General features: G+C 35.9%; 23 protein-coding genes. 21 read left to right on the forward strand and 2 right to left on the reverse strand.

The genetic code is table 11. From position 1 onward, the window contains the following. Positions 1-5 precede the first annotated feature (5 nt). From HMPREF2802_RS10560 to HMPREF2802_RS10605, 10 genes are all read left to right on the forward strand, one after another. Entirely contained in the window at positions 6-941 is a 936-nt protein-coding gene (locus tag HMPREF2802_RS10560; RefSeq protein ID WP_070504417.1) for a 1-phosphofructokinase family hexose kinase, read from the forward strand. Further along, complete coding sequence (locus HMPREF2802_RS10565) at positions 942-1,886, forward strand: tagatose 1,6-diphosphate aldolase (protein ID WP_070504420.1); 945 nt, start codon at positions 942-944, stop codon at positions 1,884-1,886. Then, entirely contained in the window at positions 1,867-3,687 is a 1,821-nt protein-coding gene (locus HMPREF2802_RS10570; RefSeq protein WP_242249951.1) for a glycoside hydrolase family 35 protein, read from the forward strand. The genes HMPREF2802_RS10565 and HMPREF2802_RS10570 overlap by 20 nt, the downstream gene beginning before the upstream one ends. Positions 3,688-3,846: 159 nt before the next feature. After that, positions 3,847-4,326 carry a PTS sugar transporter subunit IIB gene (locus HMPREF2802_RS10575; RefSeq protein ID WP_049407475.1) on the forward strand — a complete coding sequence of 160 codons (480 nt, stop codon included), beginning with the start codon at positions 3,847-3,849 and terminating at the stop codon, positions 4,324-4,326. A gap of 139 nt (positions 4,327-4,465) precedes the next feature. Next, on the forward strand, positions 4,466-5,359 hold the full coding sequence (locus HMPREF2802_RS10580) for a PTS mannose/fructose/sorbose/N-acetylgalactosamine transporter subunit IIC (protein ID WP_070504423.1): 894 nt from the start codon (positions 4,466-4,468) through the stop codon (positions 5,357-5,359). After that, on the forward strand, positions 5,346-6,221 hold the full coding sequence (locus HMPREF2802_RS10585) for a PTS system mannose/fructose/sorbose family transporter subunit IID (RefSeq protein ID WP_083307636.1): 876 nt from the start codon (positions 5,346-5,348) through the stop codon (positions 6,219-6,221). The genes HMPREF2802_RS10580 and HMPREF2802_RS10585 overlap by 14 nt, the downstream gene beginning before the upstream one ends. Positions 6,222-6,493: 272 nt before the next feature. Then, positions 6,494-6,886, forward strand: coding sequence for a PTS sugar transporter subunit IIA (locus tag HMPREF2802_RS10590; RefSeq protein ID WP_070504426.1), 393 nt, complete (start codon positions 6,494-6,496; stop codon positions 6,884-6,886). A gap of 266 nt (positions 6,887-7,152) precedes the next feature. Beyond that, a complete protein-coding gene (locus tag HMPREF2802_RS10595) occupies positions 7,153-7,920 on the forward strand; it encodes a hypothetical protein (RefSeq protein WP_070504429.1) in 768 nt (255 codons plus the stop codon). Positions 7,921-7,925: 5 nt separating this feature from the next. Continuing rightward, a complete protein-coding gene (locus tag HMPREF2802_RS10600; RefSeq protein ID WP_070504432.1) occupies positions 7,926-8,270 on the forward strand; it encodes a hypothetical protein in 345 nt (114 codons plus the stop codon). A gap of 221 nt (positions 8,271-8,491) precedes the next feature. Then, entirely contained in the window at positions 8,492-9,427 is a 936-nt protein-coding gene (locus HMPREF2802_RS10605; RefSeq protein ID WP_070504435.1) for an AEC family transporter, read from the forward strand. A gap of 398 nt (positions 9,428-9,825) precedes the next feature. Here the strand turns inward: HMPREF2802_RS10605 and HMPREF2802_RS10610 are convergent, their stop codons facing one another. Next, a complete protein-coding gene (locus HMPREF2802_RS10610; protein WP_070504438.1) occupies positions 9,826-10,812 on the reverse strand; it encodes a hypothetical protein in 987 nt (328 codons plus the stop codon). A 210-nt stretch (positions 10,813-11,022) separates the two neighbouring features. Between HMPREF2802_RS10610 and HMPREF2802_RS10615 the strand changes: the two genes are divergently transcribed. The 10 genes from HMPREF2802_RS10615 (at position 11,023) to HMPREF2802_RS10660 (ending at position 20,929) form a co-directional block, all read left to right on the forward strand. After that, positions 11,023-11,592: an LPXTG cell wall anchor domain-containing protein gene (locus HMPREF2802_RS10615; RefSeq protein ID WP_070504441.1), complete on the forward strand. Its 570-nt coding sequence runs from the start codon at positions 11,023-11,025 to the stop codon at positions 11,590-11,592. Positions 11,593-11,681: 89 nt separating this feature from the next. Further along, complete coding sequence (locus HMPREF2802_RS10620) at positions 11,682-12,008, forward strand: lipoprotein (protein WP_070504444.1); 327 nt, start codon at positions 11,682-11,684, stop codon at positions 12,006-12,008. A gap of 191 nt (positions 12,009-12,199) precedes the next feature. After that, positions 12,200-12,454, forward strand: a complete 255-nt coding sequence (locus HMPREF2802_RS10625; RefSeq protein ID WP_070504447.1) for a hypothetical protein — start codon at positions 12,200-12,202, stop codon at positions 12,452-12,454. 223 nt (positions 12,455-12,677) lie between these two features. After that, positions 12,678-13,412, forward strand: a complete 735-nt coding sequence (locus tag HMPREF2802_RS10630) for a midas domain-containing protein (RefSeq protein WP_070504450.1) — start codon at positions 12,678-12,680, stop codon at positions 13,410-13,412. Positions 13,413-13,431: 19 nt separating this feature from the next. Then, positions 13,432-14,184, forward strand: coding sequence for a hypothetical protein (locus HMPREF2802_RS10635; RefSeq protein ID WP_070504453.1), 753 nt, complete (start codon positions 13,432-13,434; stop codon positions 14,182-14,184). 54 nt (positions 14,185-14,238) lie between these two features. Further along, entirely contained in the window at positions 14,239-16,377 is a 2,139-nt protein-coding gene (locus HMPREF2802_RS10640) for an AAA family ATPase (RefSeq protein ID WP_070504456.1), read from the forward strand. Beyond that, positions 16,374-17,411, forward strand: a complete 1,038-nt coding sequence (mcrC, locus tag HMPREF2802_RS10645) for a 5-methylcytosine-specific restriction endonuclease system specificity protein McrC (RefSeq protein WP_070504459.1) — start codon at positions 16,374-16,376, stop codon at positions 17,409-17,411. Before HMPREF2802_RS10640 ends, mcrC begins: the two co-directional genes overlap by 4 nt. Positions 17,412-17,712: 301 nt before the next feature. Continuing rightward, positions 17,713-18,822, forward strand: coding sequence for a carbohydrate kinase (locus HMPREF2802_RS10650; protein ID WP_070504462.1), 1,110 nt, complete (start codon positions 17,713-17,715; stop codon positions 18,820-18,822). Then, the gene (locus HMPREF2802_RS10655) at positions 18,806-19,717 is read left to right on the forward strand and encodes a pseudouridine-5'-phosphate glycosidase (RefSeq protein WP_070504465.1); all 912 of its coding nucleotides are present in this window, start codon (positions 18,806-18,808) and stop codon (positions 19,715-19,717) included. Before HMPREF2802_RS10650 ends, HMPREF2802_RS10655 begins: the two co-directional genes overlap by 17 nt. A 9-nt stretch (positions 19,718-19,726) precedes the next feature. Then, on the forward strand, positions 19,727-20,929 hold the full coding sequence (locus HMPREF2802_RS10660) for a NupC/NupG family nucleoside CNT transporter (RefSeq protein WP_070504468.1): 1,203 nt from the start codon (positions 19,727-19,729) through the stop codon (positions 20,927-20,929). Between the two features lie 68 nt (positions 20,930-20,997). Here HMPREF2802_RS10660 and HMPREF2802_RS10665 read toward each other — a convergent pair whose 3' ends face one another. Then, on the reverse strand, positions 20,998-21,708 hold the full coding sequence (locus HMPREF2802_RS10665; protein ID WP_070504470.1) for a nuclease-related domain-containing protein: 711 nt from the start codon (positions 21,706-21,708) through the stop codon (positions 20,998-21,000). A gap of 159 nt (positions 21,709-21,867) precedes the next feature. Between HMPREF2802_RS10665 and HMPREF2802_RS10670 the strand changes: the two genes are divergently transcribed. Further along, positions 21,868-23,394: a UvrD-helicase domain-containing protein gene (locus HMPREF2802_RS10670; RefSeq protein ID WP_070504473.1), complete on the forward strand. Its 1,527-nt coding sequence runs from the start codon at positions 21,868-21,870 to the stop codon at positions 23,392-23,394. Positions 23,395-23,400 lie beyond the last annotated feature (6 nt).

A 23,400-nucleotide genomic window follows, 5' to 3' on the forward strand; every position in this document is an offset into this window, starting at 1 on the left:
GCGCTATGACGATTGTGACACATACCTTTAACCCTTCTGTCGACATCACGTATACGGTGCCCGACTTTCATGTAGGCGATGTTCACCGTCCGACTGAGACGATTAAAAATCCAGGAGGCAAGGGCATCAATGTTTCAAAGGTGCTGGCGCAACTCGGTGCAGACTTACATGCGTATGCCTATTTAGGTGGTGCAAATGGCCGTTGGATCGCGGATCAACTTGAGTGTTTAGACATCCCGGTGTCTGCGGTCATGATTGAAGACGAGACGCGTCAATGTTTAGCGATTAATGATGGCCAGCATCAAACGGAGGTGTTGGAAAAGGGTCCTGTGATATCACAGGCAGCACAGGCGAGTTATATCGAGCAGTTGAAGGCTCACGCACATCCAGAGGTCATGACAATCAGTGGTAGTTCGCCGCAATTCGAAGGTGCTACAGCACTTGAACATTTACGTGAGGTACTTTCTACCGCCCAAGCCCACTACACGATTCTCGATACACGTGCTGATGATTTGAAGGCGGCACTCGACAGTGGTCTTCCGATTCACTGTATCAAGCCGAATGAAGATGAGTTTGCGCAATTAGTAGGCGAGCATCCAGATACGGATAAAAATTTTTACCAGCATATGAAAACGCATACATTACTCAAAGGTATCGACGTTTTCTTAACGTTAGGAGCACGAGGCGCCATCATCAAACTCGACAATCATATCTACCGTGCAACAGTACCAACGATTGAAGCTATCAACGCAGTAGGGTCAGGAGATTCAACCGTGGCAGGCATCGCGTATGGTAGGACACATTTTAAACAACAGCCTGAACAACTCATACGACACGCACTCGCATGCGGCATGTCGAACGCATTGCAGAAAGAAACTGGAAAGATCAATATAGCGCAAGTGGAAAACTTTGCGACACAAATTCAAGTGGAGATGGTATAGATGACAAACAAAGATTTAACCCCATTACTAGACGAACGCGGTATCTTCGCCGCAATCGCGATTGACCAACGAGGTGCCTTGAAACGCCTCCTACAAGACCAAGCTACAGACGAGAATATGAGTGCCTTCAAAGGCCTCGTATCTGAAATCCTCACACCGCATGGTTCGAGTATCTTGCTCGACCCGGAATACGGTTTGCCGGCATCCGAACGTCGTGACGCACACGCAGGTCTCATCCTATCTTACGAACAAACAGGCTATGACAAAGGTGACGACCGACGTTTACCTCGCTTAGTGTTAAACCAGTCCGTACAGCGCTTGAAAGAAGCGGGCGCTGATGCCGTGAAGATCCTGTTGTATTACGACGTGGACGACACTGAGGAGACGAACGCCATCAAGCATGCTTTCGTTGAGCGTGTCGGCAGTGAGTGCGAAGCGGAACACATGCCGTTCTTACTCGAAATTCTGACTTACGATAGCCAGTTACAGAATGAAAAGAGCGCAGAATATGCGAAATTGCGTCCATCGAAAGTCATTCGTTCGATGAAAGTCTTTAGCGACCCACGTTACAAAGTAGATGTACTAAAAGTTGAAACGCCTACAAACATGAATTTTGTGGAAGGATTAGGGGATGAAAAATCTGTTTATACTCAAGAAGAAGCAGCCGAACACTTCAAAGCACAAGCGGAAAGTACAACATTACCGTACATTTTCCTAAGTGGCGGCATCTCAGCAGACCTCTTCCAACGCACATTAACCTTCGCGAAAGAATCAGGCTCAACATTCAACGGCGTACTGTGTGGTCGTGCGACATGGAAAGGTGCGACCGAAGCATTCGTCAAAGAAGGCGAAGCAGCAGCGCGTCAGTGGATTGCAGAAGAAGGATTACGCAACTTACAAGCACTCAATGAGGTGAACGAGCGTTATGCGACGCCGATCAAATAATGAAATGACTTCGCGATTCACAGTAGGCGAGACGTTCTATTTAGATGGAGAGCCTTTCCAAATTCGTTCAGGTGCCATTCACTACTTCCGCATCCCTCGTGCAGACTGGGAACACAGTTTGTTTAACCTGAAAGCGCTAGGCATGAATACAGTGGAGACGTATATTCCGTGGAACTATCACGAAATGCGTGAAGGCGAGTTCGATTTCCAAGGCGAGAAAGATGTGGGAGCCTTTATTCAGTTAGCTGAGTCGCTAGGATTGTATGTCATCGTACGTCCTTCACCCTACATCTGTGCAGAATGGGACTTTGGCGGCTTACCCGCTTGGTTGTTGAATGAGCGACATATACGTTTACGTTCGAGTGATGAGGGATTTATTGAAAAAGTCGCACGTTACTATCATGAATTGTTTAAAATTCTAACACCACTCCAAATTGATGAACATGGACCTATTATCATGATGCAGATTGAGAATGAATATGGTTCCTTTGGTGAGGATAAAACGTACCTTCGACAAATCATGCAACTGATGCGAGACAACGGAGTGACGGTACCTCTCTTCACGAGTGACGGTGCTTGGTCACAATGTTTAGAAGCGGGATCTGTAGACGATTCAGAAGTGGTCGTAACAGGTAACTTCGGTTCGCGTACGGAAGAACATTTTACTAATCTTAAAAGCTTTCAACAAAAACATGGTTTGACGCAACCGCTCATGTGCACGGAGTTCTGGGACGGTTGGTTTAACCGCTGGGGTGACCCGATTATCCAACGCGAAAGTGATGATTTAGTGGAGGAAGTTCGGTACGCGCTCACACATGGCCACTTGAACTTGTACATGTTCCAAGGGGGCACGAACTATGCGTTCTGGAATGGCTGTTCTGCACGTGGTATGCGTGATTTGCCTCAAGTGACGTCATATGACTATGATGCGCCACTCGATGAATCTGGCGAACCGCGTGAGAAGTACTTTGCGTTACAGGCGTGTTTGAAAGAACTCGTGCCTGATATTGAACAGCACGAACCACGACATCGTGCGTATATGTCAATTCCTGATATTTCAGTTCAATCTCGAGTGAGTTTATTTGAAATTGTAGATGACATTGCGACAGTTACAACGTCACAGTATCCGCAATCGCTGGAAGCATTCGGCGACGGCTATGGTTACGCGTTGTATCGCACTACGATTAAGAGCGATAACGACACAGAGGCATTACGTCTCGTCGAAGCGCGAGATCGAGCACACATTTACCTTGACCAACAACTTGTCCAAACAACGTGCTATGACGAAGTGAGTGACAAGTTCGACGTGATGTATCAAAGTGAGACGGCGCAAGTCGATATTCTAGTCGAGAATCTAGGGCGCGTGAACTACGGTTACAAACTTTTGGCGCCAACACAGCGTAAAGGTTTGAATCAAGGTTTGATGCAAGACTTACACTTTGTCCAAGGTTATCAGCAATATGCGTTAGATTTTGAGAAAGTGCCTGATATTGACTGGAGTAAAAGGGACATCACAGGAACGCCAACCTTCCACCGCTTTGAATTCACTGTTGAAGAACCGAAAGATACCTATATTGATTTGAGTGCATTCGGTAAAGGCGTAGTGCTCGTCAATGGCGTGAACATCGGTCGTTATTGGCAAGTGGGACCTACGCTTTCACTGTACATTTCTCAAGCTTGGTTACGTGAAGGTCAGAATGAAATCATCATTTTCGAGACAGAAGGGCAGTATGCCGAGACGATTACATTACGCGATAAGCCTGTTTTTAAAGAAATGGAAGACGCGGAAAGCGAAGCATAGGTGAATGCGTTGTAGCACATGCAATTAAGGCGCAACATTACAATCGAAATCACACATCCGCTCGTCGAACATACACATTATTTTACCATCTATATCCAACTTGAAATTTGACGCATTTGCACACACGAGAAATAACACACATGAAAGGGAGAATGTCTTATGGCAATCATTGCAAGCAGAATTGACGGTCGTTTGATCCATGGTCAAGTGGCGAACCTCTGGGGGATGAAACTTGGCATTACACGTTTCATGGTCATCGATGACGAAGTGGCGCAGAACGATGTTGAGAAACAAAGTTTGAAACTCGCAACACCTGCAGGAATTCGCCTCAGCGTCTTACCTGTGGAGAAAGCGGCGACAAATATTAAAAACGGTAAATACGATTCACAACGACTCATGATTGTGGCACGTAAACCTGACCGTTTCTTACGTCTCTTAGACTATGGCGTAGATTTCGGTACGTTGAACGTCGGTAACATGTCGCAATCAGACGACACACGTTCGATTACCAATTCAATCAATGTCACAGACGAAGATGTACGTGTCTTCGAAGAGCTCGATGCGAAGGGTGTAGACATTGTCTCTCAAATGGTACCGAATAACAAAGCAGAAGCGTTTATGCCGTTATTGAAGAAATAATTACCCAGGAAATAATAAAGATTAACTCACGCGTGATGTTGCGTGGCATAAGAACTGAGCCATCGCGATACTAAAGATGGCGGACATAAATTCAGCCTCAACTACCATGAGACATCACACGACAAAGGGGCGATAGCTTATGGAAATATTATGGTGGCAAATCCTGCTCCTTTCACTCTATGCAGGATACCAAATTCTAGATGAAATTCAGTTTAACACCTTAAACCAACCGGTATTTGCCGGCCTCATCGCAGGTCTCATCATGGGTGACCTCAAGACCGGACTCATCATCGGTGGTAGTATGCAGCTCGTCATCCTCGGTGTAGGAACATTTGGTGGCGCGTCTAAGATCGATGCGAACTCAGGTACAGTGCTTGCTGTCGCATTCTCAGTAGCCTTCCACATGAATACACAACAAGCATTATCTACACTCGCGATTCCAGTCGCAAGTTTAATGGTGTGGATGGACGTGTTAGCACGTATGACGAATACGTTCTTTGCACACCGTATCGACAAGCACATTGAGAACATGAATTACAGAGCGATTGAGCGTAACTTCTTGTACGGTGCGATACCATGGGCATTATCACGACTCGTTCCAGTGGCGATTGCTTTGATGTTTGGAGCGAGTGTTGTTAAACCTGTCGTTCACTATCTCAACACAGATTTGAAATGGCTCGGCGATGGTTTGACTACAGCTGGTGCCGTCTTACCAGCAGTCGGTTTCGCGATTCTCTTGCGTTACCTTCCGCTCAAGAAACACTTCCCGTACTTTATTCTCGGGTTTATGATCACAGCGATTTTTACCGCAATCTATACCAACATGAATACGATTGGTACAGCTGTTACAGGTATTAAAAAGAGCTTCGCATACACAGAATCTAACATTCCAATGTTAGCTGTAGCGTTGATTGGATTAGCGCTTGCTGCGTTAGATTACAAACGTCATGCAGAACAACCTGCTGTATCAACACAACAAAATACGCCACAACAGCACGATGCGGAAGGAGAGATAGAAGATGACGAACTCTAATTCAAATGTGAATCAGACAGCACAAAGTTCAGGTACTTCACTCGGTCACACTGGCACAACAGGGTATCAATTAACGAAGAAAGACTTCAATCAAATCAACCGTCGTAGCCTTCTCTTCTTCCAATGGGGTTGGAACTACGAGCGTATGCAAGGAAGCGGTTATCTGTATCACATCTTGCCACAATTACGTAAGATTTATGGCGATGATACACCAGAATTGAAAGAAGCGATGAAGACACACGCACAATTCTTCAATACAAGTAACTTCTTCAACACGATTATCACAGGTATCGATATCGCGATGGAAGAAGAACAAGGCATCGCGTCTAAAGAGGCCGTTAAAGGGATGAAAGTCGGACTCATGGGTTCATTCGCTGCTGTTGGTGACTCCCTCTTCGCTGCACTTATCCCAACGATTATGGGTGCGTTAGCTGGTAACATGGCACAACAAGGTAACCCGCTCGGCGCGTTACTCTGGCTCATCGTGTCGGTCGCTGTCGTTATCTTTCGTTGGAAACAGCTCGGTTATGCCTATAAAGAAGGTGTGAGCTTAATCACAACGATGCAACATCGTCTTGAAACGTTGACGAACGCTGCTACATTGCTTGGGGTCTTTATGGTCGGCGCTCTGATAGCTACAGTTATTAAAGTGAACTTCGCATGGACACCAACGATTGGTAAAGTTACAGTCAATATTCAACAGAATGTCGATATGATCTTACCGAAATTATTACCACTTGCCATTACACTCGGCGTGTACTGGTTACTCGGTCGCAAGCACATGAACGCAACACGTGCCATCTTCATCGTGCTCATCCTTTCTGTCTTGTTATCCGCACTTGGCGTAATTACGCACGGTTAAGGTTGAGAGGTAGTTGTTGTGAGATGATACTTCTCGAGACGATGGAGTTAGGTTCCGTCGTCGCGTCGAGGAGTTAGGCAGTTTGAGTAAAAGGCGAGGCGTACGAGGAGACTTGTGTGCTTGGCCTTGATGGATAAAAGGTTAGGTGTACGGATTATTTAGCAGAATTCGTGAAGTTAGCCTTAATCTGTAAAAGGGCTGGGTGTGCGGACTTTATTGTAGGGTTCGCGTATCTGGCTTTTTTGTAAATATAGGCTAGAAGGTGAACGTAAATGGAGAAATTAATATTAATCAGTCATGGTGGGTTCTGTGAAGGGATTAAAGACAGCGTAGAGATGATACTCGGACCTCAAGAGAATATCGAAACCGTGGCGTTGATGCCGTCTGAAGGTCCAGAAGACTTTGAGACGAAGTTTAAAGCGGCTGCGGGTGAAGCGGACAAAGTTGTTGTCTTTGCAGATTTACTTGGCGGCACTCCAGCTAACACTGTGTCGAAACTTATCATGCAAGGCGCAAAATACCAATTATACGCTGGCATGAACCTACCTATGATTATCAGCTACATTAACGGTCAAATGCTTGGCGAAGAGATGGATTACGTAGCTGGTGGTAAAGATGGGATTGTCGACGTAGTAGCGATGTTGAATCAAGATGATGATGAGTAAAAGTCAGGGAAATCTAGCTTGACTATTGAATTTAGCGGAAATAATTAAAATGTGTACCACTTTCATTTCGATATTGGTAGAAGAGCAAGTGACGTTTCTTCTATAATGTTGGGGTGGAAGTGGTTTTTGGCGTTCAATCTATAGTGATTCACACACTTTTTCAGCCTATAAAAGATAATAATCATCAATTTGTAGGCAATATAAATGTTTTGTTACCATATAATTGATGGACTATATATCGATTATAGAGAAAAAGGGAGATATGTATGGAATTTAAGAAATTATTGATGGGTGTGGCAGCCTCGACACTACTTTTAGGCGCCTGCGGAAATGTAGAAAATCACGAGGATTCTGATAAAAAATCAAACGACCCAGATAAAGAACAACATGATAAAGATAAGAAATCTAATGACGACAAAGACAATAACTCAAATAATGATAATTCAGAAGATGTAGGAACTACAAGTGATCAAGACCAAGATCAAGCGGATAACGGCAACAATGGTGGTAACGAAACACACAATGTTTACAATGAATATAATACGACAAATAATACAGAAACCAATAACACTGATAGCAACAACGTAGACAGTGGCGATAAAGAGGATAATAGTTCAGTAGAAACTCACTCCAACTACCAACAAGATAACTCACAAGACAACTCTAAGAACGATAATTCATCAGGTAGCCACAACAATACACACGAAGAAAATAGTAATAACAGTAATGATCAAAGCGATGTGGGCAACGATAAATCAGAAAATGTTCAACAAAGCCAAGATAATTCAGTAGGTAAGACGGAAAACAAAGATTCTAATAATACTTCACAAAAACAAGACAATTCCGTGGATAAAAAACAAAATCAAAACTCAGATAATAACGACCAAGATGATGATAAATCTACAAATAAAGGTGACAACGATAATTCAAATAATGTGAACCAAGAACAAGATAATTCAGTAAATAAAGATGAAAATGATGATTCCGATGACGAAGATGAAGACAAGGGTGAGGTTTCCGAAAAGGAGCAGTAGACAAGGTGTACGACTGGTATAGTCATAGTGGACAAGGTGCTAGAGCGCATGAAGAATTCCATTATGATAAAGGGAAAAGTACCGATAAGTATCAATATGTTACATTCCCTTCATCTAGTGCTACGGGTAAGCCAATGTATTCCTATGGACTCGTAGATAAAAAGACTGGGGATATTATTGATATCGTCGTACAACCTACTGCTCAAGAACGTCACTATCTTGAACAAGAAGCTAATGAGAATAATCCTGGTTATGATTATACGATGACTGATAAACCGAACCACTTAATCCAGAAAGATAAAAACGAATTTAAAGGTTCAATGTTCACAAGAAAGAAAAAAGATGAATGATTTAGAATAATATAGTTCAGCAAAGAGTACAACAAGGTAGAGGCATAGTTTTAGTCTCTCAACTTAGTAAGTTGGGAGGCTTTATTTAATAAAAGAGAATGATGATAAATACAAGTTAATTTCTGATACAATCCTTTTCACCATCAAACGCACTCCCCAATAATTAAATTATTTGTGATATAGTGGTTAAGTTATTCAAATTGATAGAAAGAAGGATTGTTATGTTTTCTATTGCGATTTCTGCAATAACGCCCATAGTCCTACTTTTAATTATTGGGTACTATGCGAGTGTCAAAAAACATTTTACGCTCAGTGATAGCAACACATTTAACCTCATCGTGATTCAATATCTCTTGCCATTCAGCCTATTCTCATCCATATTATCGATTCCTATCAAGACTTTAATACATAATTTGAATTTATTCTTTATCATATTTCTCTCGCTTAGCATCTTTATGGTTTGTTTCACCCTGATCTTACATTACATATGTTCTCTGACACCTGAAAAGACGGCTTTACGCAGTTTAGCGTATTCATCAGCGGCAGTACCATTTATCGGTAAACCAATTCTCGCACCTTTCATGAGTAACGACATTACTACTGTGATTATCGTGTCAGCTGCGTTCGCTATTGCGCTCGTTCAACAACCGATGACTTTCATCATGCTTGCTTCTCAGAATAATAAACATAACGTCTCATTTATGAGAAATTTACTGATTACCTTAAAGGAACCTGTGATATTAGCACCTATTGTAGCCGTAATTTTACTTTTAGTTCGTTTCCCAATGCCACATATCATCATAAAGACGGGTGAAATAATGGGGATGGCCATTCCAGCAATTGCGATGTTTACGTCGGGAATTATTCTCTATACGCAGAAAATTGCTTTTAACTTTAATGTGATACTTTCTGTCATTATTCGAAATATTGTTACACCGCTCATTATTATTTTTGTGTTAAAGCTACTTCACTTTTCTTACGAAACGATTCACTATACAGCATTAGCGGTCAGTATTCCTGTGGGCTCTGTAGTAGTAATTATGGCAATCAAATTCAACACGTTACAGAAAGAGATGGCTTCAACGCTATTCTGTAGTACGGTGCTTTCCATCGTTACAATTCCATTAATCTTAACTTTAACGAAGTGGATTGTTTAGATTTTTAGTAGGTTAACGCTTTAAAATTAATTTTAAAACAATATAATACAAAGTTAAAAATGCATTAACAATGATAAGTGACGTGTTTATAATTAGATTTCTAAATATATTGCGATGAAATATGATGTGTGATAAGTTCGAGATACAAAGGCTACGGGATGATATGTTGTCTCGACCTTTGCAGTTCTGAACGCAACAACGCTTACGGGCACGTTAGCGAGCAGAATATAAATTGGGAACACGGCGATAGATTTAGGGATATATTACAGTTATTTTGATAAAGCTTCTCTCTTAGAGTAAAGAGGGGAGCTTCTGTTATATAGTAAAAGAGCCCTTTATGATTTGCTCATAAAAGACTCTTATAAGATATTTCCTCAATAAATGATATCACGATGAAATTAAAGGTTATCTAACTCGTCTTCTTTTTCTTTTTTCTCTTTTTCACCTTTATCTGTATCTTTATAATCAATAAGTTCATCTTTATCAAAGTATTTTTTGTCGTCTAGAACAATTTGGTCATTTTTGTGGTCAACAGGAATAAGCAATAATCTTTCAATATTTCCAGAATGGCCGGCATCGCTATAATAAGCTAAACCAGAATAATATTGACCTTTGTATTCGAAAGGTTTGATAGAAGTATTAAATGTAAAGTATCTTTCTAATTTATCGTTATCTACAGAACTATGAGAAGGATTGTTTTTCTTTAATGCCTCTTTTAATTCTTTATATTCGCGATTATTTGCATCTTTATCATATGAGTGACCTGTATCTTTTTGTCCAAATAAATATGATGTTGTAGAAATATTACCTTCTTCATCTAATCTCGCAGCTTTTCGTGGCTCGACAAATTTTGATGGTTGATCACTATGTTTATCTTCATAATGGTCAAATTTATCCATCAATTTATCAGTGTCGTATTTTAGACATTCATTAAAGGTATATTTAATTTTTCCAGTTATTGATGAAGCAGAATCGATTTGCTCAATTTTAAATTCACGTGTTTTTCCATTTTGGACAGCTACTATTTTATCTAAGAAACCGTCTTTATCGAAAGATCCTTTTATTTTTGATTTTACATCTTCTAATTCAAAGTGATCTCCCTTTTTTGTAGGTTTGTCATATAAATTTGTCGCTACTCTATACATCAATTTCTTATCAGAAGAATTCATGTAATCATGTAGCTCGATTTTATTAGTTTTTTGCTCATCGTCTGCTTTAGATTCATTATTATCTTTGTTCTCGTTATCTTTATTAGAAGAGTTGCTTTTGTTGGCAGCATGCTTATTACTTTCATCATTACTCTCATTTGTACTTTCATCATTTCCACAAGCCGATAATACTCCAACTAAAAAGAGAATAGGTATAAGTTTAAAAATAGTTTTCATAAAGACACTCTCATTTTCATAATATGTAACAGTTGTATTATTGAATGATAAGACTATTATATATCAATAAAGGTTGCCTAACAATATACTGAATGTTCAACTATTGCATTTATATAATTATGAATTTCTTTGGATTATATTTTAAAATATATTGAGATAAAATATTATATGTGATAAGTTCATAGTATCTTAGCAAAAGGGGGATGTTGTATGACAAAAAACTTAAAAATTCTAGGTTCAATGACAGTAGCTGGAGCTGTTTTAGCCGGTAGTATGGGCTTTAACCATGCAGATGCAGCTGAACAATATTCCGAAGTAAATGACGATAATGCGGTAGATATAGTTAAAGACGTAGGTTCAGACCATGGTATGAACCCAGATTTAGGTGAATATTCTGACCCTAAAGACAAAGGTGACTACTATGAAATCCATATGCATAACAAATCACATGTAGGTGGTAATGTATATCGTGTTTATAAAGATGGGGAGGTTAAAAGTAGCGGTTTAGCTAATGACGAATTTACAAAACTCGGAAGTTACGATTTAGCAGAAGATAACAATCAAACTTCCGAATCTGAACAACCAAAAGCTGAAAATAACAATGAACAACAAGATGACTCTACAGCAAAAACTGCTCAAAATCAAAAAACAAATAATCAAGCTAATGAATTACCAGAAAGTGGCCAAAATGACAATACTGCAATCAACATTATAATCGGTGCAATGGCATTAGTACTCGGTATAGGAGTATTAGTAAGTAGAAAATTCGCAAAGAAATAAGCAAAATATTTCGATTAATAAATCAGAGCTTCTTTCTTTGAACTGAGGAAGAAGCTTTATTTTTGTAATATATAAGGGGGATATACATAATGAAAAAATTGATAATGATATTGAGTGTTTGTATTCTAGCACTTTCACTCTCAGCATGTGGTAAAAGTGCTAAGGAAAAAGTACAAGGTAAATGGGAGCACAAAGAATCCGGAGAGAAGATATATTTAAAAATTAAAGATGATAAAGCGGAATTAAAACATATGGGAATTACACTTGTGACTGGAAAAGTTAAAAAAACTAAAAAGAAAGATACTTTTGAAATAAGTGATGGAGATGCTAAAAGTAAAGTTGAGATAATAGATGAAGATCATATTAAAGTAGATGGCGATAAATTTGAAAGAACTAAAGATGAAGATGATGAATAAATAAGCGTTACTTTTAATGATTAGAATAATACCGGATTCGACGGTTAGTGACCAAGCTCACTAACCGTTATTTTGTTGATAAATATTTATAGTAGAGTATTAATAATTAATAATGAAAACAAACTATGTTCAAAATTAATTTAATGTTATTGTGAAATTATAATAATCATTCACTTCGGGAGGATACATATATGGTTGGTCATTATATACTACGTAAAATTATTGGAGTATTAATAATCGTACCTATTCTCGCTGCTCAATATTTCATTTCTCGCTACGCAAAAGGAAAGTGGAAGTATCTAATTCCAGCATTATTACTTATCGTATTGGCAATTTTGTTATTCACTAAAGTGATAACTGTAGCTAGTTTCTTCATCATATTAATTATTGGTGAACTTGTATTGTTTGCTCAGACAGGTATGAGCGAGAGGGAGAAAAATAACTAAGTGTTAATTTAGAGTTTATAGCTAAATGATAAAAGTGAGAGAAAAAATCAAATTAAAAGTTGCGAGTCCGATGACTATTCTGTCAGGTTATCGGGCTTATTTTTATGATGAAATTCAAATTCATCATTCTATAATCTATACTACATAATATTAAAAATATTTTATTACAAAATAGTAAACGTCTGTTAATATTGAGTGTGAATATGATATAGGAGATGTATTTATGAAATTAAAAGCTTTATGGACAATTGGTTTATCATCTGCATTAGTGCTAAGTGCTTGTGGAACCAATAATGACGAGAATCGTAAAGATGACAAAGAGAATGAAACTTCAGAGAGAACAGATAAGAAGTCAAATAAGTCTGAGCAACAAACAGAAAATAATCAATCTGAGCAACAAACAAATAACAATGAACAGAATCACTCTGAAGATGATGAATCGAATTCAAATCAAGAGTTTGAAAATAAAGACCCAAATAATAATGCTGAAAATAGCGATCAAGTAGCCGAAAATAATGAACCTATCTCAATTGAGGAGGCAAAAGCGATTGCTTATAAAGCAGAAGATGTTCAAAGTTTAACTACAGACGAAAATAAACTGATCTATAATCAAGATCGAAGTACAGATAATGAAATTTTTATTGAAACACCCTTTGGAGGTATTAATGGGGCAGTTAAAAATTATGCTATTGTAAATAAATTTACAGGTGAAATAGTTGATAGTGGTGGAGCAATCACCTCACCAGATGGATTTATAGACGATAAAGATGGTTATGTTAATAAAGATATTTATAATACAACTACTGATTTCTACAATACATTCGTTTATAAAGAAGGTATGCCAGTATACGAGGCTAGTTCAGAAGATGTACCATCAGATCAATATAAAGATGTCTTTGATTTAGTAAATGATTATAGTAAAGCACAAAGAGAAAAAGAAAAGCAAATAGCTAATTAGGCTAAAAAGGAGAATTAGAATGGCTACTGTGACGCAAAGAATTAAGCAAGTTAAGCAACCGCGTGGAGGGTATTTGAACAGAAAATCCTTTGAAGTTGAACAATTAGAACCTGATGAACTTATAGATACAAAGAATGAAAGTGTGGCTCCTCAGACAATCGGTTTGGTTGTGGATTATTTAACACGAATGATTTTGAACAAAGATGCTCGTAAGGCATTTAGTATATCTTTAACAGGTGCGGAGATAGCAGAGGAGTTAAAAGAAGCGGAAAGTTTATTATCAAATATTAAAGATAATGATGATCAATCTATTATAAATGCATGTGAATTAGTTAAATATGATACTGTTTATCGAGCAGGGTTAATGCCCCCGGAAACTAAGATTCCTGACCATAAGACTATCAATAACATTAAATCACTAGTAGATAGAAGTCTTTCATTTTTCGAGAAAATAGGTGAATTTAAGGAAGATGGTTTTACCTTTGAAGGTGGTTATACAGAGACTATTCATGCTGGCGATGGTGATTTTTTAACTGAAGATACATTGTGGGACTTTAAAGTTTCTAAACAAGTACCTCAGAAAGATACTACTTTACAATTAGTTATTTATTATTTGATGGGCAAGGCGTCTAAAAACTCTATTTTCGATAATATACGATACATAGGTATTTTTAACCCGAGACTTAATCGGATTTATAAATATGATATGAAGAAAGCCGATCCAGATATGATAAATACTATAAAAAGAGAAGTAATTGGATATGAAGTATAGTAAAAGTTTGCTGAAAGTATTAGTTTAATTTCAAAAAGGATAAGGAGGTTCAGTATGAGCCATGAGATAGATAGAACATGGATTGGTTTCTACAAAGAGCTAGCTGAAAAATTACTGAAATATAAGTATAACCGTGATGAACTAATTGAGCATGTAAAAAATATATACGAGAATACAAATATAAGGATGCCAAAGTTAGAAAAAGATCATCAATTGGTGGATATTGATCCGTTTACTGTATTCGGATTATTTAATAAAAGTGCTATGAAAGCCTCAAATAAAATAAAAATTTTAGAGACGGTTGCTGAAATTTTCAATATTAACTCCGAAGTACCAATAAACTTTGAAAGTGTGCCAACAATTAATACTATGAACGCGACCTATTATTATTTTTTAGGGGATCGTGAAGATAAAGATATCGATAACTTATGGTCATTATTTGAGAATGCTTTAGCTTATGCCAAGAATAAGACGGAAGAGTATAAGCGACAATTTATTAAATACTTCAATTTAGTAATTGCTAAAAAAGGTAACGGAAATAGCAAGATAACGAATGGATTATTCTGGATTGCACCAGAGGTATATGCGAATCTTGATTCTAGAACTAGATGGTATGTTTTTGAAACTAACAAAGTTCCTTCTAAATTTATAAACCATAATGAAATCATCTCTAACAAAATATCAGCTGAACAGTACTTAGAGATTGTGAATCAATTAAAAGACTATCTATCAAGTGAAGATACGGTAATGAATGATTTTGTTGATCTCAGTTATGAAGCATGGCGTTACTCTGAAGAAATCAATGAGAAGAAAAAACGAGAAATTGAAACTTCAGATGCTGATAAAGATGTTGAAGTAGTGAATTATTGGACAATTTCACTAGACTCACAAGAGATTAAATGGAGAGAGTTCTTAGAAAATAATATTATTGCTCTAGGATTTAACGAGTTAGAAGACTTTTCAACTTACGAAGATAAACAACAAATTAAGAAGAAATTTCAAGAAATAAATGATACAGATCGTAGTTACAACAATATTGCAAATGCTATTTGGCAATTTACTCATGAAATGAAATCAGGGGATATCGTATACGCTACTTCCGGACAGTCTAAAGTATTAGGTTGGGGTAAAGTAACTTCATACCATATTTATAATTCAAATGGAAAGTTCAAAAATATACATCAGATCGATTGGAAAGAGCGTGGAGAGTGGACAACATCTATTAAACTTAAAAATAAATTGTTATACAAAATTACTCCTTATAAAGATGTCATAGAATCATTGAACGAAATTTTTAATACTAGTAGTGAAGAAGATTTAGGTAAAGAACAAACCAAATATCCAGAGTATACAAGTGAAGCCTTCTTAAACGAGGTATTTATGAGTGAGGAACATTACAATCGTTTAGTACAACTACTTGAAATGAAGAAGAATGTGATCTTACAAGGTCCTCCTGGCGTCGGTAAGACCTTTGTTGCTAAACGTTTAGCATATTCGATTATGGGAGTTAAAGATAAAAACCGCGTTAAAATGATTCAATTTCATCAAAGTTACTCGTATGAAGATTTTATGATGGGATTTAGACCGACAGAAAAAGGTTTTAAGCTTCATACAGGTGCTTTTTATAATTTCTGTAAGCAAGCAGAGCAAGATATGGATCATGATTATTTCTTTATCATCGATGAAATTAATCGTGGTAATTTAAGTAAAATATTTGGAGAACTGTTTATGCTTATAGAGAATGATAAGCGTGGTACAGAGCTTGAATTATTATATGCAGATGAAAAATTCACTGTTCCAAGTAATGTCTATATTATAGGACTCATGAACACAGCGGATCGTAGTTTGGCCATACTTGATTACGCTTTACGTAGACGTTTTGCATTCTTTGATATAAATGCTGGATTCTCTACTGAAGGCTTTAAAGAATATCAAGAAAAGCTTCAAAGCCCTAAATTTAATGCACTGATTCAGCGTGTAGAAGATTTAAATAATGATATACGAAATGACGAAATGTTAGGAAATGACTTTATCATCGGTCATAGTTATTTTAGTAATTTAACGCAAGTAACAGATACTATTTTATCTAATATCGTAGAATTTGAGATTATCCCATTATTAAAAGAATATTGGTTTGATGAGTTATCTAAAGTTGATGTTTGGGCCGATACGTTAAGAAGTGCTATTCGATGATAAAGATTAATAACATTTATTATATGTTGTCATATGCATTCACAGTGTTAAAAGAGGATAGATACAAGAATTTGGCCACTGAGGACTTCGAGAATTCAACAGAGCTTTATGCTGCGATTTTGATACGAGGTTTATCTAATCAGGTTAAAAGGGGTCTACATCATGAATACATTGAAGAGGAAGATGCTCTCTCTACGATACGAGGAAAAATAAATGTAACTCGTTCTATTAAAGATTTAGACATTGTTAATAAACGCTTACATTGTTCTTTCGATGAGTACTCACCCAATAATTACATGAATCAGATTATTAAAACGACACTTACACTTTTACTAAAATCAGATATTCCGAAAAAGCGTAAAAAAGAAATAAAAAGACTTACATTCTATTTTGAACAAGTAGATACTTTAAACTATCGCAAGATAAATTGGAATTTGCGTTTTACTAGCAACAATCGGACTTACAAAATGTTGATTTCAATATGTAATTTAATTATTGAAGGTTTGATTCAAACTACAAGAGAGGGCAATAAACAGTTCATGGACTTTGTAGATGAACAGCGAATGTCACGTCTATATGAAAAGTTTATATTAGAATACTATAAGAAAGAATTTCCTGAACTCTCTGTCTCAGCTTCACATATTCCATGGGTCGTTGACGACGGAATAACTACCATGTTGCCACTGATGAAAAGTGATATTATGCTATCGTATAAAGGTGAATATTTAATTATCGATGCAAAATATTACGGTAAAACGGTACAAAATTTCTATAATACACCCAAAATGCATTCAGGAAACCTCTATCAAATCTTTACGTATGTGAAAAATTTAGATGTAAGTTCAAATACTAAAACAAAGAAAGTCTCAGGAATGTTACTCTACGCTAAAACTGACGAAGCTGTTACTCCTAATCAGACGTTTCAAATGAGCGGGAATCAAATTAGTGTAACGACATTGGATCTTGGTGGAGACTTCTTTAAAATAGAAGAGAAGTTGAATCAAATAGTAGATAACCACTTTGAGAGAAACTGATTGATTTTGGACGGAAACACTTTAATTATTCTGCAATTATTATATAAGTTTTTGTTAGATAGACTTTATGTCATGTGAATTCATTGTTATAGCAGCGGTATGGAAGCACCGTTGACAAAATGAAATTCACATGACTTTTTTATTATTTTTGATGGTAGCAAATTTAAAAGTAAAAATTTAAAAGCCCTAAACGTTGAAGTAGTTGAAATTATCAAAAGAAAGCGTTTACAAAAACGAATATAAGTGCTATATTTTAAACTAAAGTTTAATATTTAAACATTTGTTTAGAGGTGGTGCGTCAGTGAATAAAAACGAGAAGTTAATATATCAACGTATCCAAAAAAATCCCTTTATTTCCCAACAGGAACTTGCTGATGAAGTTGGACTTTCTCGTCCAGCTGTAGCTAATATCATATCAGGATTAATTCGTAAGGAATATGTTTTAGGTAAAGCATATGTTTTAAATGATGATTTTCCTATAGTATGTATTGGTGCAGCTAACGTAGATAGAAAGTTTTATGTTTACCAAACATTAATTAAAGAAACTTCAAACCCCGTGACTTCCACTAAATCAATAGGAGGAGTTGCACGAAATATTGCTGAGAACTTAGGTAAAATGGGAGAAAATGTTGCTTTTTTAACGGCAGCTGGTAACGATAGTGAATGGGATATGATTGATAATCTTTCAAGTCCATTCATGAATTTAGATCACGTTGAACAAATTGAACACGCAAGCACAGGATCATATACTGCATTAATTAATTCTGAAGGTAACATGGAATATGGGTTAGCAGATATGGAAGTATACGATAGAATCACACCAGAATTTTTAATTAAACGAACGCACTTACTGAGAAAAGCAAAATGCATTATAGTAGATTTAAATTTATCTAAAGATGCTATAGATTTCTTATGTGCTTATTCAGAAAAACACCATATTAAATTAGTAGTTATTCCAGTTTCTTCTCCAAAAATGAAAAATATGCCTTCTTCTTTACATGCGATTGATTGGCTTATTATTAATCGAGATGAAACAGAAGAATTCTTGAACCTAACAATTGATTCTTTAGATGATTTGAAAATAGCGGCAAAAAAATGGAATGATCTAGGTGTTTCTAACGTTATCATCACTAATGGAATAAAACCGTTCATATACCGAAGCGAAAACGAAGAAATCATTCAAGAAGTAAGCAAATCAGATAATGTTGTGGATGTAACAGGTGCAGGGGACTCTTTCTCTAGTGCAGTAGTTTTTAGTTGGTTAAAGAACGACTCTATAGAAGATACTTTAATTGCGGGATTGGTGAATTCACGTAAAACAATAGAAACTGAATATACAGTGCGACAAAACTTAGATAAAAAACAATTATATAGAGATATGGAGGAATATAAAAATGGAAAAGTACATTAAATTATCAAAAGAAGTAGAAGAAGCTAAGAAAAATAATCAACCTATTGTTGCTTTAGAATCAACTATTATATCTCATGGTATGCCATATCCACAAAACGTAGAGATGGCTAAAAAAGTTGAAAATATTATCCGTGAAAATGGTGCAGTTCCAGCAACTATTGCTGTTATGGACGGATATATAAAAGTAGGTTTAGAAGAGAAAGATTTAGAAACTTTAGCAAACAGCGAAGGTGTAGCAAAAGTCTCACGAAGAGATTTAGCAGAAATTATTGCTAATAAGCGTATAGGTGCTACTACTGTTGCATCTACTATGATTTGTGCTCATTTAGCAGGTATCCAATTCTTTGTTACTGGAGGTATCGGCGGTGTACACCGTGGTGCTGAACATACAATGGATATTTCAGCTGACTTAGACGAATTATCAAAAACTAACGTAACTGTAATTTGTGCAGGTGCTAAATCTATTCTAGACCTTCCTAAAACAATGGAATACTTAGAAACTAAAGGTGTTCCAGTAGTAGGTTATCAAACAGATGAATTACCTGCATTCTTCACTCGTGAAAGTGGAGTTAAATTAAATTCCTCAGCTGATTCTTTTGAAGAGATTGCTTCAGTTTGTAAAGTTAAAGATGATTTAGAACTTGGAGGAGGCATGGTTATAGCAAACCCTGTACCTAAAAAAGATGAGTTATCTAAAGACTACATTGACGCAGTAATTGACGAAGCAGTTAAAGAAGCTGAGGAACAAGGAATTCAAGGTAAAGATTCAACACCATTCTTGTTAAGTAAAATTGTAGAAAAAACTGAAGGTAAAAGTTTACAAACAAATATTAAATTAGTAGAAAATAATGCCGTTGTGGGAGCAAACATCGCAGTAGCATTTAATCAAATGTAGGTGATGTGTATGTCAATTTTATTTACCTTAACGGGTCTTCTCTTTTCTTTGTTTATCGCATATTTAGCTAGTTTTGATCGTAAACACATTAATTTTAAGAAGACACTTATTATGATAGGGATACAGGTCGTACTAGTTATATTTATGATGAATACATCTATTGGTTTGAGTATTCTTTCTACTATGGGAAAATTCTTTGAAGGTTTAATTGACTTAAGCAAAGTAGGAATTAATTTTGTATTTGGAGATTTACAAAATAAAAATGGATCTACTTTCTTTTTAAATGTATTACTACCTTTAGTATTTATTTCAGTACTGATAGGTATTCTAAATTACTTTAAAATTTTGCCATTCATAATTAAGTATGTAGGAATTGCGATCAATAGTATTACACGTATGGGACGTTTAGAAAGTTATTTTGCTGTATCTACGAGTATGTTAGGCCAACCTGAAGTGTTTTTAACAATTAAACATTTAATTCCTAAATTAACTCGTAAAAAACTTTATACCATCACCACCTCAGCCATGAGTGCAGTAAGCATGGCTATGCTTGGTTCATATATGCAAATGATCGAACCCAAATATGTAGTCACTGCGGTTATACTTAATATCTTTAGTGCATTGATTGTTGCAAGTGTAATCAATCCTTATACTACTGATGATACTGATGTAGAGATGGAGAATTTAGTAGAAGTGAAAGAAGAAGAAAATAAATCCAAGCGTGTGCCTTTCTTTCAAATGATAGGTGACAGTGCTATTGACGGTTTTAAAGTTGCTATTATAGTAGCGATTATGTTACTAGCTTTCACTTCTCTCATGCATGGAATCAGTCTTGTTTTTAGTGCTGTTGGCTTGAACTTTAAACAATTGATCGGTTATGTATTTGCTCCAATAGCATTTATTATGGGTATTCCTTGGGGTGAGGCTGTTAAAGCAGGTTCTATAATGGCTACTAAATTAATCACTAATGAATTTGTAGCGATGCTCGATTTCCAACACATTTCTAAAGAATTAAGCGAAAGAACAACTGGTATTATTTCAGTTTACTTAGTTAGTTTTGCGAATTTTGGAACCGTAGGTATTATTGTAGGAGCAATTAAAGGAATTAGTAGTAAACAAGGTAATGAAGTAGCTTCATTTGCTTTACGTTTATTACTTGGTGCAACATTAGCTTCAATCATTTCTGCTTCAATGATTGGTTTGGTCTTATAAGCACTACATTTAATAATAAAATATAACATTATACCAAAGACAGGAATTTTTAATTAAACTCCTGTCTTTTATGAGTTAAATGAAATATGATTATACGAACTATAATTCTCTAGTTGATTAATTATTGTGGTATATAAGCTATCATTTAATTCAAAACGGCTATGATCTATACAGTTAATTAATTGTATTTTTAGGTCATTCCGAGACTCAGCACACTTAATGTATTTATGTTTTGTGCCTATGTATAAATTACTTTCGGGATGATTGAAGTAAACAATAAGATTAATATACTGACCGTTAAGCACTTTTCCAAGAACTTTTTGAGCTTCGCATACTTGTTGAAACGGATGGCCGTATTTATTGAATATGAGTTCGTTGTTTGTATTTGTAAGAACAAATGTAAAATAGTTGTTTGTCTCCGGACTGTATAAATAATCACCTAGTCCATATAAATTCACCTTTTTTAAGTCTTCTTTTGAGAAATTGTAATAAATATCTCCTCTCCAATGTTTCGTTTCTATAATAAAGATTCCTCTGTTTGTTAATATTAGGTGATCGATTTGTCTCATAGTGTTTCCATCCACAACTACTAAATCATTGAACAAATCACATCTTGTGATGATTTTACTTTCTACAAACGCTTTTAAGATAGATTTTAAATGTACAATTGTGGCTCTTTCACCTTTATTAATCATCCTATATTCTTGAGAAGGTGTTGAGTAATATTCATATTTTTTGTTCTCATAATGGTGTTGTGTTTGGTTCTCCTCTTTGCACATATAAGCACTCCAATAGTGAATTATTAATAAAATTATACCGTAATATTTCAAAAAAATCACATATTCAGAAAAATTTAATGTTACACTAAGAGAGAGTACTAACTCATTTTGAGAGAATACAGGTCTCTTAGAATTAATAGTTGAAGGGGATAGTATATTATGAATTTACCAACTCTTATAGGACACCAGACAGAAATATTATACGTGCCCGAAAAGCAAAATATGATGATAACTGGCAGTGCAGGAAGCGGAAAATCTTTATTAGCCTTATATCGAGTGTTTTGGTTAGCTAAGATTCATCCTGAAGAAAAAATCGTGTTATTAACATTTAATAAGCCAGTTAATGAAGATATGAAGAAAAAACTTAAACTAATTCTAAATAAACGTAATGAGGAATATCCGCAAAATTTATATATCCAAACTTATCATAGCTTTCTTTATGAAATTCTATCTCATTTAGTAAAGAATTATAGTGATGTGATCGAGGATAGTAAAAAATATATCAATCCTCAAAACGATCGTCTATGGTTATATCATGATGAGAGAAATAAACTAGTTTCTCAAATTATTGAAGACATGAGAGAAGAAAATCCTGAGGAGTCTTCATATCAAAGACCAGTCCAAACATTTGTTAACGAAATTAAGTGGATGCAACAAATGTCTATCAAGGATGAAGAAGAATATTATGACAGCGAAAGAATCGGTCGTAAAGATACACGTATAACTCGTGATAAAAGAAAGTACTTTTATACAGTTTTTGAAAAATATAAAGAATTAAGGGAAAGTGGCGAAAATCCAAGGTTTTATGATTACGAAGATATAGGTAGTTTGGTCCGCGAAATTCTACATAAGATCGAGGATACTAAGGAAATTAACGATGTTCTTAATTATAAGTATATATTTATTGATGAATTTCAAGATTTTACTACCGATATGTTGAAAACGATCAATGCGCTTTGTCATAGTGAGGGGACTGTGACGTTATTAGGAGACATAAATCAAGGGATTTATGGGAAGCGAGTTTCTTTTAAATCGGTCGGTATTAATATGAATAAATATGAAAAACATATGCTTAATCAAAACTATCGAAACAGTAAACAAATAAGCGAATTCGCAGAAATCCTATCCCAGTCCACGTACTTTGATAAAAACAGCGAATTATATATACGAGCGAAAAATGGAAAAAGAGAAGGCGAAGAGCCGAAAATTCTTAAACACGTTAGCCAATACAGAGAATTGGATAGTGTAATGGAATATATTAAAGAAGCGCCTGAAGAGGAAGAAGTGTTAGTAATAACACCTCCAGACAAAATTGGTTTACTGTTATACAACTGCAAAAAACACCATATTAGATTAAAACAGGTCAAACAAATTAATGATAGGTATAGTACTGAAACAAAGTTCTTTGGAAATTATAACAATATCAAGGGGTTAGAATTTGATACTGTTTTAATGCCACTATTGAGTAAAGACAATTTCATTGAGTTACTGAACTATGAAAATAACGAACTCGATATTTCAACAGAAGATTTTGACATAGAAGATATAGAAGATGAGCTTTTAGAAAAATATTTAGCCCAATTATACGTAGGGGTTACCAGAGCTAAAGATAAATTAATTCTTTCGTACACGGGAGAACTGCATCCTTTACTTCAAGAAGAAAAATTAATTCAATACATCAAATGACGGGGT

Origin of the sequence: Staphylococcus sp. HMSC071G07 (assembly GCF_001811435.1) — a bacterium.
GTDB classification, from domain to species: domain Bacteria; phylum Bacillota; class Bacilli; order Staphylococcales; family Staphylococcaceae; genus Staphylococcus; species Staphylococcus pettenkoferi.